This is a genomic window from Lutibacter holmesii (genome assembly GCF_042679665.1).
GTDB classification, from domain to species: domain Bacteria; phylum Bacteroidota; class Bacteroidia; order Flavobacteriales; family Flavobacteriaceae; genus Lutibacter; species Lutibacter holmesii.
In genome coordinates this window covers 68677-82184 of sequence record NZ_JBHTMV010000002.1, presented here as the reverse complement: position 1 = coordinate 82184, position 13508 = coordinate 68677, and the positions used below count along the sequence as shown (strand labels likewise).

General features: G+C 29.7%; 13 protein-coding genes. 4 read left to right on the top strand and 9 right to left on the bottom strand.

The window, feature by feature from the left end; translation table 11 throughout:
* Window positions 1-27 precede the first annotated feature (27 nt).
* Window positions 28-744: a dipeptidase PepE gene (gene pepE / locus ACFQ5N_RS01520; protein WP_386807143.1), complete on the top strand. Its 717-nt coding sequence runs from the start codon at window positions 28-30 to the stop codon at window positions 742-744.
* On the opposite strand, the gene ACFQ5N_RS01515 is transcribed toward pepE, so the two are convergent.
* From ACFQ5N_RS01515 to ACFQ5N_RS01480, 8 genes are all read right to left on the bottom strand, one after another.
* Window positions 727-1446, bottom strand: a complete 720-nt coding sequence (locus ACFQ5N_RS01515; protein ID WP_386807142.1) for a DUF4369 domain-containing protein — start codon at window positions 1444-1446, stop codon at window positions 727-729. The genes pepE and ACFQ5N_RS01515 overlap by 18 nt on opposite strands.
* Before the next feature lie 11 nt (window positions 1447-1457).
* Window positions 1458-2600, bottom strand: a complete 1143-nt coding sequence (gene ribB / locus ACFQ5N_RS01510; protein ID WP_386807140.1) for a 3,4-dihydroxy-2-butanone-4-phosphate synthase — start codon at window positions 2598-2600, stop codon at window positions 1458-1460.
* A gap of 3 nt (window positions 2601-2603) precedes the next feature.
* Window positions 2604-4049, bottom strand: a complete 1446-nt coding sequence (locus tag ACFQ5N_RS01505) for an LptF/LptG family permease (protein WP_386807138.1) — start codon at window positions 4047-4049, stop codon at window positions 2604-2606.
* A gap of 5 nt (window positions 4050-4054) precedes the next feature.
* A complete protein-coding gene (locus ACFQ5N_RS01500; RefSeq protein WP_386807136.1) occupies window positions 4055-4708 on the bottom strand; it encodes a LolA family protein in 654 nt (217 codons plus the stop codon).
* 19 nt (window positions 4709-4727) lie between these two features.
* Window positions 4728-7139 (bottom strand): FtsK/SpoIIIE family DNA translocase, encoded by a 2412-nt coding sequence (locus ACFQ5N_RS01495; RefSeq protein ID WP_386807135.1) that lies wholly within the window; start codon window positions 7137-7139, stop codon window positions 4728-4730.
* Between the two features lie 49 nt (window positions 7140-7188).
* Complete coding sequence (locus tag ACFQ5N_RS01490; RefSeq protein ID WP_386807134.1) at window positions 7189-7560, bottom strand: diacylglycerol kinase; 372 nt, start codon at window positions 7558-7560, stop codon at window positions 7189-7191.
* A 3-nt stretch (window positions 7561-7563) separates the two neighbouring features.
* Window positions 7564-8061 carry a thiol peroxidase gene (gene tpx / locus ACFQ5N_RS01485; protein ID WP_386807132.1) on the bottom strand — a complete coding sequence of 166 codons (498 nt, stop codon included), beginning with the start codon at window positions 8059-8061 and terminating at the stop codon, window positions 7564-7566.
* 109 nt (window positions 8062-8170) lie between these two features.
* The gene (locus tag ACFQ5N_RS01480; RefSeq protein ID WP_386807131.1) at window positions 8171-8803 is read right to left on the bottom strand and encodes a peroxiredoxin; all 633 of its coding nucleotides are present in this window, start codon (window positions 8801-8803) and stop codon (window positions 8171-8173) included.
* Window positions 8804-8985: 182 nt separating this feature from the next.
* Between ACFQ5N_RS01480 and ACFQ5N_RS01475 the strand changes: the two genes are divergently transcribed.
* Both ACFQ5N_RS01475 and ACFQ5N_RS01470 read left to right on the top strand, forming a co-directional pair.
* Window positions 8986-10344, top strand: coding sequence for an MATE family efflux transporter (locus ACFQ5N_RS01475; RefSeq protein ID WP_386807130.1), 1359 nt, complete (start codon window positions 8986-8988; stop codon window positions 10342-10344).
* Entirely contained in the window at window positions 10331-10561 is a 231-nt protein-coding gene (locus ACFQ5N_RS01470) for a hypothetical protein (protein ID WP_386807129.1), read from the top strand. The genes ACFQ5N_RS01475 and ACFQ5N_RS01470 overlap by 14 nt, the downstream gene beginning before the upstream one ends.
* On the opposite strand, the gene ACFQ5N_RS01465 is transcribed toward ACFQ5N_RS01470, so the two are convergent.
* Window positions 10562-12766: an endonuclease MutS2 gene (locus ACFQ5N_RS01465; protein WP_386807128.1), complete on the bottom strand. Its 2205-nt coding sequence runs from the start codon at window positions 12764-12766 to the stop codon at window positions 10562-10564.
* A 57-nt stretch (window positions 12767-12823) separates the two neighbouring features.
* Between ACFQ5N_RS01465 and ACFQ5N_RS01460 the strand changes: the two genes are divergently transcribed.
* Window positions 12824-13489 (top strand): uracil-DNA glycosylase, encoded by a 666-nt coding sequence (locus tag ACFQ5N_RS01460; RefSeq protein WP_386807127.1) that lies wholly within the window; start codon window positions 12824-12826, stop codon window positions 13487-13489.
* Window positions 13490-13508: the final 19 nt, after the last annotated feature.

Here is a 13508-nt window from a genome sequence, read left to right as displayed (position 1 = left end):
CTGTACATTTGATGAAATTTCAATTTTATGAAAAAATTACTGATTGCAAGTACTTCAACAGTTCACGGAAAAGATTATTTGGAATATATTATTCCAGAATTGGCTAAATTTTTTAAAGGAATTCATGAAATATTATTTATTCCGTATGCTAGACCTAGTGGAATAACATATGATGAGTATACTGCCATTGCCCAAAAAGGATTTGATAAAATAGGAATTAAAGTTAGAGGTATTCACGAATTTAAAAATCATTTTGGAGCCGTAAGTAATGCTAGAGGTATTTTTACAGGTGGAGGAAATACGTTTCTTTTATTGAAAAAGCTTTATGAAATGAAATTAATTGCATCTATAAAAAATGTAGTTGAAAATGGAACGCCTTATTTTGGAACAAGTGCAGGTAGTAATATAACCGGTTTAACAATTCAAAATACCAATGATATGCCAATTATTTACCCTCCAAGTTTTAATGCTTTTGGGTTTATAAACTTCAATATAAATCCACATTATTTAGATCCTGACCCTTCATCAACTCATATGGGAGAAACAAGAGAAACGCGTATTAATGAGTTTCATACAATAAATAAAATCCCTGTTTTAGGTTTAAGAGAAGGTAGTTGGTTAAAAATGAAAGGAGATAAATTAGAACTTAAAGGAACATTAAATGCAAGATTGTTTCAACAAGGAAAGGCTCCTACAGAATTACCACCTGAGACCGATTTAAGTTTTTTAATGAGAAATTACTAACGTTTGTTCAATAATTTGAGCGTCTGGAGCTTTTTTCACTTTAGATGAAAGTGATTTATAAGTATTTATAATTTGTAAGGTATCTAAAGTAGTTGCTTTTAATTGGTCTCTTAAAATCATTCCTGACACGTAAGAATTTGGGTTATTTTTTATAAAAGTAAAACTAAAAGTTCTAAATTCAGCTTCAATACGTTTCATTTTTTTTCCAATTTCATCTAATTTAATTGCATTGTTTTCTAATCTTGCTTTTTGAAATTGAGGAAATAAATAATCTATTTTTTTGAATATGTTTTTTGAGTGTGTTTTGTACTCATTCAATTGAACATTTAAGGCAGAACCTTTTATGCTTGGTTCATGAATAAGTTGTGGATTAATTTCAATTTGAAAATTGGTATTTTCTAAAATAAAAACAATTATTGCTGAATAATTTTCAAAGGTTAGCGCAAATCTTTCAGGGAAATCTACTGCACCTTCAAATATAAATTTATTGTTTGTAATTGCTGCAGAATCAATAGGGTAGAAGCTATCTTCGTCTATTTTATTTAAATAAACTTTATCTGCTAAATAGCTGGTTAAAGTACCGTTTAAAGCAAAATTAGCAACGGCTGTTGTTTCATTTGCTTGAATAGGTTTTTTTTGTGTTGAATTACAACTGAAAAGAATGAAAAAGATACTAAAGTAACACCCTATTATATTTTTCATTCTCAACAATTTTAATAATTTACGTATTCAATAATTTCAAGACCGTAACCAGTCATTCCAACACGTTTTCTATATTTTGTGGCATTTGATAAAACGCGTAATTTTGAAATTCCTATTTCGTGCAAAATTTGAGCACCAATTCCAAAATCTTTCTCATCCATTTTTAAACTAGGAAGATATGGTTTATTTTGAGCTTGACTTTCTTTTAAAATTTCTAAGCGACTTAATAAATTAAAAGATTGATTTTCTTGATTTATAAAAACAATGGCTCCTTTTCCTTCTTTGTTAAGTGCATTAAAAACACCATTTAATTTATCGTCAGGATTTTTTGTTAGTGTACCTAAAATATCATTGTTCACTAAAGTAGAGTTTACTTTTACCAACACTTCTTCATTAGCGCTCCACGTACCTTTTGTTAGTACTAAATGTACTTGATTGTTAGTAGTTTGTTTGTAAGCTCTTAATCTAAATTCTCCAAAACGTGTGTTAATTTCAAAGTCTTCAGTTAATTCAATTAATGAATCATGTAGCATTCTATATTCAACTAAATCTTCAATTGATACAATTTTTAAATCAAATTGTTTTGCAATTTCTAATAGTTGAGGAAGACGTGCCATTGTTCCATCTTCATTCATAATTTCAACAATAACACCTGCAGGGCTTAAGCCTGCCAAACGTGCTAAATCAATACTAGCTTCAGTATGTCCGGTTCTTCTTAAAACACCACCTTCTCTTGCTTTTAAAGGAAAAATATGTCCTGGTCTACTTAAGTCGTGTGGTTTGGTAGATTTATCTGTTAATGATTTTACGGTAATGGCTCTATCACTTGCAGAAATTCCTGTGGTAACACCTTTTCCGTGAAAATCTATTGATACTGTAAAAGCCGTACCTAACGGATCGGTATTTAAACCAACCATTAAATTTAAATCTAATTCTTCACATCTACTTTCAGTAATAGGAGCGCAAATTAAACCTCTACCTTTGGTAGCCATAAAATTAATCATTTCAGGAGTTACCATATCGGCAGCAGCTACAAAATCACCTTCATTTTCTCTGTTTTCGTCATCAACAACAATAACAATTTTTCCGTTTTTTATATCTTCAATAGCTTCTTCTATGCTATTTAAGTTGGTCGTTTTTTTTGGTGAATTCATGAGTTAAATTTTTGTTGGTTTTTTAAATTTTCTGAAGAATTTCTTGAAATTATCAAAAATAGCATCAATATTAAAAATGCCCATTCCTTTAGTTGCTCTTCTGGTAAGTAATATTCCAAAAGGTAATAATATGATTGTTGAAATCCAGCTTCCTAATAAGGCAGAAATTGCACTTTCTTCAGCTAAGTTTTTTCCAAATTGTGATATAAAAAAGTATAGAACAAATATCATAATAGCCAAAATCATTGGCAATCCAAATCCTCCTTTTCTTATAATTGCGCCTAAAGGTGCTCCAATAAAAAACAGTACTAAACAAGCTAAGGCAAAGGATATACGATAGAAAAATTCAAAATCGTATAAGTTGAGCATTTTGCGTTGATCTTTATAACGTTTTAAGTTATTGGCATTTCTATCTGTAATTCTTTTTAAACCTTGAATGGCATCACTTAAAACAATATTTTTATTTTTAAGATCGAAGTTATCCAATATTTCTGGTGATAGTTCTTTGTTAATTGTTGAATCTGGATATTTGTACAGTTTTTTTGCCTGAATGCTTAAATAAAGCGTTTTAGCTTTGTTATCAAGGAATTCATCGTATTCAATTTTTCTTATTTTTGAAATAGAATCAAGTTGAACTACACTTAACATTCCGTGATGATGTTTTAATTTTTCATCTTTTAAATTGTCGTCATCATTAAACGATGAAATATCTATGTTGATCGTATATTTTTCAAAAGTTGCATGCGAAGCAGGCATTTTTTGGCGATCTTTTTTCTTGTTTATTTTTTTTACATGTTCTTCGTAATAATTTCCATCTTCCAAAGTTAGTGTCATATACTTACTACCTTCTTCACTTGAAATAATTCCTTTTTTCGCTGTAATAACTTTTAATTTACCACGTCCGCCACTTAAATCAGCTATTTGAACATTTTTAAGTAAATTCTCTTCTTCGCCATATTTTTCTTCAAATTTTATGCTAAATCCTGGTATGTCTGTGTTAAAAGTTCCAGGAACCAACGCAAGAGCTGGTTTTTTCTTTTTCATATTTAAATATAAATTCTTTTGCTTTAAAGTAGCCCAAGGATAAATATTGTTTAAGAAAATGAAATTTAAACCACTCAATAAAATTGTTAGTATAACTAATGGTCTTATAACTCTATTCAATGAAATTCCGGCAGATTTTATTGCAGCCATTTCATAGTTTTCAGACAAGTTACCAAGCGCCATAATTGATGATAATAAAATACCAATTGGCAAAGCTGTAGGAGTTAGCATTAATGCTAAATACCATAAAAATTTCAGAATAAAAATTAGATCAATTCCTTTTCCTGCAATTTCATCAAAAGCCAGCCAAAGTGCTTGCATTACCAACACAAAAAGAACTACAAAAAATGTAGCTAAAAAAGGTTGTAAAAAGCTTTTTAAAATATATTTATCAAATATTTTCAACGCTATTAGTTTGGTTCAGAGATGGTGTAATTCTTTTGATTTTTAAATTTTTCTAAATCAAACTTGAATAGTTTTTCTGAAATAGGTTGGTTGGTTTTGAAGGTTCTCACTTCTAAGGTTGTTACAGTGCTATTTTCACCAGTTTCAATAATGTTGAAAATATGTTTAGTTTTCACATCAATTCCTACCAAAATTTTAACAATTTCAGAGTCACTTTCTAATGGTGTTAATTTTACATATTGAATTTTTATACCTTTTATAGTTTTTAATTCATCCATTTCATATACAAAACCACTTTTGTAAAATGAAAACATTTTTGATGGTGTTAAAGATTCACCATCAGAGTTTGAAGGATCTTGAATAATAACTTCTTCATCTTCATGAATAATTAAATATGTTTTTGAACCATCAAAAAGTTGTTCAGTTCCCATGTAATTTAAATGGTACAAATCACCTTCTAAAGTTACATTTCCTCTTGTTTCTTGATGTACATCGGCGTCATCATTATCTAGTTTGTGAATAAACTCAAGTTGCATATTTTCATATGATTCAACTTTAGCAGCAACTTCATCAAGTAATTTTTTTGCTTCAGCTGAATTTTGACCGAATATTGGAAAACTTAATAATGCAATACTTAATACTGTTATGATATTTTTCATTTTTAATAAAATTCTTTTACTATAATAAATCTTTTTCTCCGTCTAATAATTGATTTAAAGCTAATTCATCTGGAACTAAAACCTGACGTGCTTTACTACCTTCAAATGGACCTACAATTCCTGCAGCTTCTAATTGGTCAATCAATCGTCCAGCTCTGTTGTATCCTAATTTTAACTTTCGTTGTAATAAAGAGGCAGAACCTTGTTGTGCGTGTACAATTAATAGTGCTGCATCTCTAAATAATGCATCGCGCTCACTTATGTTAATATCAAGACTTGTGCCAACTTCTTCTCCAGTGTACTCAGGTAGTAAATAAGCTTCAGGATAGGCTCTTTGTGTTCCAATAAAATCTGTAATTTTTTCTACTTCTGGAGTGTCAACAAATGCACATTGTAAACGTGTAACATCGTTACCGTTTGTAAACAATAAATCTCCTTTTCCTATTAATTGATCTGCACCTGAAGTGTCTAAAATTGTTCTAGAATCTATTTTAGAAGTAACTCTAAACGCTGCTCTTGCAGGGAAATTGGCTTTTATAATACCTGTAATTACATTTACTGATGGACGCTGAGTTGCAACAATTAAATGAATACCAATTGCTCTTGCAAGTTGTGCCAAACGTGCAATTGGTGTTTCAACTTCTTTACCTGCAGTCATAATTAAATCGGCAAATTCATCAATTACTAAAACAATGTATGGTAAAAATTTATGTCCGTCGTTTGGATTTAATTTACGAGATTTAAATTTAGCATTGTATTCTTTAATATTTCGAACCATTGCTGTTTTTAATAAATCGTAACGTGCATCCATTTCAATACACATTGAATTTAATGTGTGTATTACCTTGGTTGTATCTGTAATTATTGCGTCTTCTGTGTCAGGTAATTTTGCTAAAAAATGTCGTTCTATATGGTTGAATAAGGTTAGCTCCACTTTTTTAGGATCAACCAATACAAATTTTACTTCAGCCGGATGTTTTTTGTATAACAATGAAGTTAGCACAGCATTTAAACCTACAGATTTTCCTTGTCCTGTAGCACCTGCCATTAATAAGTGTGGCATTTTAGCCAAGTCAACAACAAATGTTTCATTTGAAATAGTTTTACCTAAAGCAATTGGTAATTCCATTTCTGAGTTTTGGAATTTTGTTGAAGAAATAACCGATTTCATAGAAACCATGGTTGGTTTTTTATTTGGCACTTCAATACCAATAGTTCCTTTTCCAGGAATAGGAGCAATAATTCTAATTCCTAAAGCCGATAGAGAAAGCGCAATATCGTCTTCTAAGTTTTTAATTTTTGAAATACGAACTCCAGCATCAGGAACAATTTCATATAAGGTTACTGTTGGTCCAACGGTTGCTTTAATTTTAGCAATTCCAATTTTGTAATTGTTTAAGGTTTCAACAATTCTATTTTTATTGGCTTCTAGTTCTTCTTGGTTAACAGAAATTGTTTCGTTGTACTCTTTCAGTAAGTTTAACGCTGGGAATTTATAATTTCCTAATTCTAAAGTAGGGTCAAACTCGCCAAAATCTTTAACTAATTGATCTGATAAATTCTCAACTACGTGATTTTCTTCAACACTTTGTTCAACTTCAATTGAAACATCTTCACTTGTTGAATTGTCTATTTTATTTTTTGAAGTAGTTTCAATAGTACTATCTAATGTAACTGTTTGCGTTGCCACATTTTCTTTAGTTGCAGAAATAACAGGTTCTAAAGATAGTTCAAGTTCTTCCTTTTTTGTTTCTTCAATAATTGGTGAAGGTTTTTCTGGTTTTGTAGAAATAGTGTCTTCAACAATAGTAGTACTAGTTTCTGAAGTTACTTTTTCTTTTTTAGGAAAACTTTCTTTTACACGCTCTGGTGTTAATTTAAAGCGAATAACTAAATATGATATAAATAAAAATAGGAGCGACAAGAACAATCCTGTTTTACCTAAAAATTGCAATAAATAATTGTTTAATTCGTAGCCTACAACACCTGCTAATAATGTGTTTTTATGCGATAAAAATCCAAATAAAATTGAAAACCAAAGGATTCCAAGAATTCCCCATCCCCAAGATTTTCTAATTTTAACTAAGCTACCTTTCATAAAAATAAGAAGGCCTGAAAAGAAAACTAATATTGGAATGTAAAGTGAAATTACGCCAAAACCATCATAAATAAAAAGCTCACTAATGCTTGCGCCTATTTTTCCTAATAAATTTTTAACGGTTACTTTTTTATTGGTGAATTCTTGTAGTTGACTTTGGTCATCTTGCCAATTAAATAAGTATGAAATAAAAGAAACCAATAAAAATATAGCAAAGAGCATGATAAACAAGCCCAAAATAGTTTGAGTTTGTCTATTTTCAAAAAATAATTTAATTTTTTGAAACCTTGGTTTTCTTGGTGTTTTTGTAGTTTTCTTTTTTTGTTTCGCCATGAAAGTAATTATGTCACAAAAATATAAAATTAAAGTGATTGTGGTTAATTTACAAAATAAATTTAGGGATGTAAATTATTAAACCAATAATTACGGCAAAAATTGCAGCAAAAAAAGCTGCGCCTGCAGAAATATCTTTGATTCGACCTATTTCTTTATGAAATTCGGGATGCACAAAATCGGCCAATTTTTCAATCCCTGTATTTAAAGATTCTGCTACCAAAATTAAGCCAATTGCAAAAATTTGAAACATCCATTCGGTAGCAGAAATATTCATTATAAACCCAATTATGGTCATAAAAACACCAATAATTGTTTGGGCTATAATACTTTTTTCAGAAGTAATTAAAATCCAGAATCCTTTGGCGGCATAAGTAAAAGCCTTTAGTCTGTTTAAAATAAAATTACGTTCTGTATTCATATATTAAAGTGCTTTTAATGCAGCTTCATAGTTAGGTTCGTCAACAATTTCAGGAACTTGTTCAGTGTAAATTACATCTCCTTTTTCGTCAATAATTATAATTGCTCTTGAGTGTAAATTTGCTAATGGTCCATTTTCAATAGTTAAACCGTATGCTTTTCCAAATTTACCTTTAGCAAAATCAGATAATGTAATTACATTTTCCAATCCTTCGGCACCACAAAAACGAGCTTGTGCAAATGGTAAATCTCTTGAAATACATAATACTTTTGTATTTTCTAATTTTCCTGCTTCTTCGTTAAATTTACGTACTGATGCTGCACAAGTATCTGTATCTAAACTTGGAAATACGTTTAATACAACTTTTGAACCTGCAAAATCTTTTAATTTAGATTTTGATAAATCTGCACCAATTAAAGAAAATTTAGGTGCTTTTTTTCCAACTTTAGGTAATTTTCCAACTGTTTTAAAAGGGTTTCCTTTCAATGTTATTTTTGCCATAATATTATTTTTATTTATTAGATAATCAAATTTAGTTTAAAAAGTAAAAACTCCCGAAAAAATCGAGAGTTTTTTAGCAATTTAATTTTAGTTAGTAATTAGTAGTCATTTAATTTTTTGATAAATAATCAGCAACACCTTCGTGAGTTGTTGTTAATCCTTCTTTTTCTGAAGTCCAGTTTGCAGGACAAGCTTCACCGTGCTCTTCGTTAAATTGTAATGCATCAACCATTCTTAAAGCTTCATCAACATTTCTACCTAATGGTAAATCGTTCACAACTTGGTGACGCACAATTCCGTCTTTGTCAATTAAAAATAACCCACGGTAAGCAATTAATTCTCCGCTAGCTTGTAATTGGTCGTTGTCATCATAAAAGTAATCTCCAGCTAAAACATCGTAGTTTTTAGAAATTGTTTTATTAGTATCAGCAACTAACGGGTAAGTTACACCTTGAATTCCTCCAGCATTTTTTGCCATTTGTAACCATCCCCAGTGAGATTGTTCAGTATCTGTTGATACAGCTACAACTTGTACATTTCTTTTTTCGAATTCTGCTAATTTATCTTGAAAAGCAAATAATTCAGTTGGGCAAACAAAAGTAAAATCTTTTGGGTAAAAGAATAATACAACATATTTGTTTCCTTCAAATTGTTCTAATGAGTAGTTTTCAACAAACTCCATTCCGTTTACTACTGCTTGCGCATTAAATTTTGGTGCTTTTTTTCCTACTAATACAGCCATTCTTATATTTTTTTTAAATGATTATTAATTTTTTTGTGTTACAAAAGTACATATAAAAACAGTTTTTTTGAAAGATGTTAATTTTAATATTTTATCCCGAAATAGATTTTATTTATGGTAAAGTTAAATATAAAATGTAGGTGATTAAAATCTTGTATATTCGCAGCAAAATTGTGCATACATTGAATTTAGAAAAATACACATCAGAGTTTAAAAATAACTTAAAATTAGCTACACCTGTAATGATAGGCTCTTTAGGGCATTTATTGGTAGGTTTAATTGATGATATTATGGTGGGGCGTTTAGGACCTGTAGAATTGGCGGCTACATCATTAGGTAATAGTATTGTTTTTATTGCACTTTCTATTGGTATTGGTTTTTCATTTGCTATAACTCCTTTATTGGCTGAATCTGATAGTGAAGGTGATGAAAATAAAGGACGATTAATTTTTCAACACGGATTGTTATTAACAACAATAATGGGTGTTGTAATGTTTGTGTTTTTGTTTTTTTTGAAGCCTATTTTATATCATTTAAATCAACCAGAAGAAGTGGTTGTTTTGGCTATTCCGTATTATGAAATTATTGCTTTTTCAATGATACCTTTAATGATATTTCAAGGCTTTAAACAATTTACAGATGGTTTATCTCAAACTAAATACGCAATGTATGCCACCATTGTAGCAAACATTATTAATGTTGTTTTAAATTTTGCTTTAATTTATGGTTTGTGGATTTTTCCAAGATTAGAATTGGTTGGTGCAGCTATTGGAACCTTAATTTCAAGAGTTGCAATGGTATTTTTTATATACATTGTTTTAGCTAATAAAGAAAAATTTAAACCTTATTTAATAAGATTAAAATTTAATGAAATAAAAAAAGAAGTGCTAAAAAAAATAGTAAACTTAGGGTTTCCAACAGCATTACAAATGTTGTTTGAAGTTGGTTTATTTGCGGCTTCTGTTTTATTAGCAGGAACGTATGGTGCTTTTTCACAAGCAGCAAATCAAATTGCTTTAAAATTAGCTTCTACAACGTTTATGATTGCGGTAGGAATTGGTGTGGCAGCAACGGTAAGAGTTGGAAATCAAAAAGGATTAAAAAACTATGTAGAATTAAGAAGAATTGCCTTTTCAAATTTTATTTTAGTGTTTTTTATGATGTCTATGTTCTCTGTAGGTTTTTTACTATTAAAAGATATTTTACCTTTGGCGTTTACAGATAACTTAGAAGTAATTCAAATAGCTTCAAGTTTGTTAATTGTTGCAGCGCTTTTTCAATTGTCTGATGGAATACAAGCTGTTGTTTTAGGAGGATTACGAGGCTTACAAGATGTAAATATACCGTCATTGTTAACTTTTATGGCGTACTGGGTTATTGGATTTCCTGTTTGCTATTATTTAGGAACCATTTTAAAAATGGAATCTTTAGGCATTTGGATTGGTTTATTAACCGCCTTAACAAGTTCAGCAGTTATGCTGTTTTTTAGATTTAACTATTTAACCAATAAATTAATACATAAGAATAATGGAACTACCTAAATTTTTACTTGGAGATAATACAGATTGTCAGGATGATATTTTTGTAATTCATACTGAATTCCCTCGATTTTTAATCAATTTAGTTGATGATGAAATAGAGTGGTGGGAAGATTTTCAAGGTGAAGATCAACAAGAGTTAGAAACTCAAGTAGCCGTGCTAATTGAACAAGCAAGTGAGTTTTACGACCGTGAAATGGAGCGTTATCAAAACGACTAATTATTTTTTAGCAGCTTGTACCAATTCTAATTTGGCTAAGGTAGTTTTGGTAGTAAATACACCGTAATTGATAAAAGCGTTTTTCTTTTCAATTTTTTCAAGAACTCCAGTAGAATTGCTACCAACTATTTTTACCTTATCATTTACTTTAAAAACGTAGTCAGCTTTTTGTTTGGCTACTTTTTTTGCTTCTATTTCTTTTACCTCTCTCACTTTTTCAACGGCAACAACCACTTCTTTTTCAATGGTTTTTAGCTTTTCTTCAACCTTTTTTTTCTCAATTTTTACTTTCTTTTTTTGAGCTTTGGTTTTTGGTTTTGGAGGTTTATTTTTTAAATGTTTTGTTTTTTCAATAGTAACCCATTTATTTAGCTCGGTAGTAAATTCTTTTTTGTTATTGGTTTGGAAATATTTATTTACCAATTCATTAAATTTTCTACCGTAAAACAGCATTTTTTGGTTCTTGTCATACAATTCTTGAAAACCTTCTAGCTTCTCTTGAATTTTTTGTTGTTTTTCAGTTAAATTATCGGTTTTTTCAACGGCTTTAGATTTTTCTTTTTCTAAAGTTTCAGAAGTGTGTTGTAATTTATTTCGTTCTTTTTGAAGTTTTGAAATAGTTTTGTCTAATCTAACTTTTTCACTTTCAACTCTCTTTTTTGCTTTGTTTATTAAGCTAAACGGAATTCCGTTTTTTTGAGCAACTTCAAATGTAAAAGAGCTACCTGCTTGTCCAATAAATAACTTAAATAATGGTTCTAATGTTTTTTCGTCAAAATGCATATTGGCATTTACAACATTATCCAATTCACTGGCTAAAACTTTTAAATTTGAATAGTGTGTAGTTATAATTCCAAAGGCTTTTTTGTAATAAAATTCTTCTAAAAATATTTCAGCCAAAGCACCTCCTAATTCAGGATCACTTCCTGTACCAAATTCATCAATTAAAAACAAGGTGTTTTTATTGCAGTTGCGTAAAAATTTACGCATATTTTTCAATCGGTAGCTGTATGTACTTAATTGGTTTTCAATAGATTGATTGTCTCCAATATCTGTAAGTATTTTTTCGAAAAAATAAGTTTCAGAACGTTCATGAACAGGAATTAACAAACCACTTTGTAGCATTGTTTGCAATAAACCAATTGTTTTTAGCGTAATACTTTTTCCACCAGCATTTGGTCCCGAAATAACAATTATTTGTTGTTTTTTGTTTAATTCAAGTGTTTGCGGAATTGTTTTTAGCCCTTGTTCGTTGTTTTTTAATAATAAAATTGGGTGATAAGCATCACGTAAAAATATCTTTTTTTCTGAAGTTATTTTTGGCAAACAAGCCTTAATTTTATGAGCATAATTTGCTTTTGAACCAATTACATCTAAAGTGGTTAAATAGCTTTGAAAAGCAACAATATTTGGTGTAAATTCACGTAAAGAATTGGTTAACTCTTTTAAAATTCTAATAATTTCTTGATGTTCTTCATAAGATAAGTTTTGTAACTCTCTGCTGTATTGAAGTGTTGCTTCAGGAGCAATATAAACAATACTTCCTGTTTTAGAGCTTCCAACTAAACTTCCTTTTACTTTTCTTCTATGCATAGCTAAAACAGCTAAAACACGTTGATTGTCAATTACAGATTCTCTTATATCATCTAAATAACCAGCGCTATTATATTGGTTTAAAGCTCTTGTAAAACTTGCACCAATTTTAGATCTAATGTTATTTATTTCGTTTCTAATTTGTTTTAATAATGAAGATGCATTTTCATTAACTTCACCAAAAGGTGTAATTATTTTTTCTATATTTTCAGTAATTGCCTTAATATATTCTACTTCATTAGATGTTGCGAAGAGCGTAGGGTAAATTTCTTTAAATTTCTTAAAGAACTTTAACAACTCAAAAACTGTATTTGTGTTGTTTAAAATTTTTAAGAATGAAGCAGGCTCTAAGTAGCTGTTTTCTATATTTAATAAATGAATTTCTTTTTGAAGATCATCAAAATAATGATTTGGTATTCTGTTTTCATTTACAAATGATGATAAGTATTCATTAACTTGATATAATTCAGGTAACAGTAATTCTTTATTAGAAAATGGCCGTATTTGTAAAACGGCTTCTTTACCTAAATCGGAAATACAAAATTCACTTACCGATTGTAAGATGGTAAAAAATTCTAAATCATTTAATGTCTTTTCTGAAATACGACTCATAAAAAATACTACTTTTGAAAGATAGACAAAAGTATAAATTTAAGACGAAAACAAGCGATGAATATTAAAATTGATGCTAGTTGGAAAAAACAGTTACAAACAGAGTTTGAAAAACCTTATTTTGAGGAGCTTACACAATTTGTGAACAAAGAATATAGCAGTTATAAGTGTTTTCCTGAAGCTAATCAAATTTTTGAAGCGTTTAATTTATGTAAGTTTAACGATGTAAAAGTTGTTATAATTGGTCAAGATCCATATCACGGTGACGGACAAGCACATGGTTTGTGTTTTTCGGTGAATGAAGGAGTTGCAAATCCACCTTCGTTAATAAATATTTTTAAAGAAATTGATGCCGATTTAAATATTCCTTTTCCAAAAAATGGGAATTTAGAGCGTTGGGCAAAGCAAGGTGTACTTTTGTTAAATGCAACATTAACTGTTCGAGCGCACGAAGCAGGCTCACACCAAAAGAAAGGTTGGGAGCAATTTACGGATGCGGTAATTGCAACTATTTCAGCACAAAAAAAGAATGTTGTTTTTTTACTTTGGGGAGGTTACGCCAAAAAGAAAGGTGCAAAAATAGATACATCAAAACATACTATTTTAACTTGTGGGCATCCTTCACCATTAAGTGCTAATAGAGGGTATTGGTTTGGAAACAAGCATTTTAGTAAAACGAATACTTGTTTGGTTGAAAAAGGTTTAAAAGAAATTAATTGGTGATTGTTTAATGTCGTTGGGT